This window comes from Aeromicrobium sp. CnD17-E (genome assembly GCF_024124745.1).
In the GTDB taxonomy this organism is placed as follows: Bacteria; Actinomycetota; Actinomycetes; order Propionibacteriales; family Nocardioidaceae; genus Aeromicrobium.
Genome location: NZ_JAMXRU010000197.1, coordinates 1 through 2,052, shown reverse-complemented (window position 1 = coordinate 2,052; position 2,052 = coordinate 1). Strand labels below are relative to the sequence as shown.

The 2,052-nt window shown below is 74.0% G+C and carries 2 protein-coding genes; one reads left to right on the top strand and one right to left on the bottom strand.

What is annotated here, in order from left to right; translation table 11 throughout:
- A partial coding sequence (locus NH339_RS18035; protein ID WP_253027382.1) for a DUF5667 domain-containing protein occupies window positions 1-861 on the top strand: 861 nt, incomplete at its 5' end.
- Window positions 862-928: 67 nt separating this feature from the next.
- Here the strand turns inward: NH339_RS18035 and NH339_RS18030 are convergent.
- Window positions 929-2,052: lysophospholipid acyltransferase family protein (locus NH339_RS18030; RefSeq protein ID WP_253027380.1), on the bottom strand; the 1,124-nt coding region annotated here is incomplete at its 5' end.

The following is a 2,052-nucleotide window of genomic DNA, read 5'->3' as shown; positions in this document are numbered from 1 at the left end:
GCTCCGACCACCGCCCCGTCGCGCGCGCGTCGACGCCTCGCCACCGCAGCGGTCGCGGCCGTGTCGTCCCTCGGCGTCGTCGGCCTCGTGGCCAGCAGCGCCTCCGCCCTCCCGGGCGACGTGCTCTACCCCGTCAAGCGGACGGTCGAGGACGTCGAGCTCGCGCTGCACCGCTCCGACGAGGCACGCGGCACCCAGCGTCTCGAGCTCGCGGCCGAGCGCCTGCACGAGGTCCGTGCCGTGATCGCCGACGGCTCCCCCGCCGCCCGTGCCCAGGTCCCGGCCCTGCTCGACGAGTTCAGCACGCAGGCCGAGCAGGGCTCGGCCTCGCTGTTCGACGCCTACGACACCGACGGCTCGACGGCCTCGATCACCACCGTCAACGACTTCGCCGCCGCCTCGGCCGTCGACCTCACGACCATGGCGGCCGACGTGCCCGCCGACGCGTCGGAGTCGTTCTCCGCCGCCGCCGCCGCGGTCACCGACCTCGCCGGGCAGGCCAGCCGACTCTGCGCCAGCTGTGGCAGCGCCGACCTCGGCTCGCTCGTCGGCGTCGTCCGCTCGGTGCTCGCCCCGGCCGACTCCGGTTCCGGGTCGCGACGCGAGGCCTCGGCCGGCCGCTCCACCGCCGCACCGTCGCCGTCGGCCGCTGCTGGCTCCACCGCGCCGTCGACGGTCACCCCGTCCACCGCGCCGCCGCTCGTGCAGGTGCCGACCCTGCCGGCACCGACGCCCACCGCGACGCCGCGCAAGGGCGTCGGCACCGTCACCGACCCGCTGCTGGACGGTCTCCTGGGCGACGACGACCAGGAGGGCCTCGTGCCCGGCCTGCTCGGCGGTCTGCTCGGCCCCAAGAAGTAGCCGCACACCCAGCAGGGCGCCTGCCCTCAGCGGGAGCGACAGGTACGCGTCCCCGCGGCACCCCTGCTCAGAAGAAGGCGTTGCCCCGCTCGACGAGCAGCTGGTAGAGCGTCTGCTGGATCGTCTCGCGCACCTGGTCGGTGACGTTGAAGAGCAGCATCGGGTCGTCGGCCGCGTCAGGCTCGTAGGCGTCGGTGCGGATCGGCTCGCCGAACTCGATGATCCACTTGCTGGGCAGCGGGATCATCCCGAGCGGTCCGAGCAGCGGGAAGAACGGCGTGATGGGCAGGTACGGCAGCCCCAGGAGACGCGCCAGCGACGGCACGTTGCCGACCAGCGGATAGATCTCCTCGGCCCCGACGATCGAGACGGGCACGATCGGGACCTGGGCCCGCAGCGCCGACGACACGAACCCGCCGCGGCCGAAGCGCTGGAGCTTGTACCGCTCGGCGAAGGGCTTGCCGATGCCCTTGAAGCCCTCGGGCCACACCCCGGCGATCTCGCCGGAGCCCAGCAGACGCTCGGCGTCCTGCGTGCACGCGAGCGTGGCGCCGGCGCGTCGGGCGACCTGGCCGACGAACGGGAGGGCGAACACGAGGTCGGCACCCAGCGGACGCAGGTCGCGACCCCCGTGACGCTTGACCGCGTAGCCCGTCATGAGTCCGTCGATCGGCACCGTGCCGGAGTGGTTGGCGACGAGCAGCGCGCCACCCTCGCTCGGGATGTTCTCCGCGCCGCGGACCTCGAGCCGGAACCACTTCTCCGCGATGGGCTCGAACGCGGCCGTCAGGACCTCGGCGAGCTGCGGGTCGAAGCCGAAGTCGTCGACCTCGAAGTCGCCCGAGAGACGCTTGCGCAGCGCTGCGACCGCCACGGCCAGCCGGTGCTCCCAGTCGCTGCCGAGGATCCGCTGCGCCGCCTGGACGACGGCCACGAGCACCTCCTCGACGGGCAGGCCCGGCAGGGTGGCTCGACCCGACGCGGTGCGCGTCTCGCGCGCGGCCTCCTCGGCCGCGGCCGCCGCAGCAGCGGCGGCGTCCTCCTCCGTGACGGCGCGCAGGTGAGGGCCCTCGCTGCTCAACGTCAGCTCCTGCCAGCGGTGCAGCTGCTCGGTGATGTTGACCAGCTGGAAGTACAGGGCGAACGCCCGGGCCAGCACCACGGCGCGCTCGGGCTCCAGGCCGTCGAGCG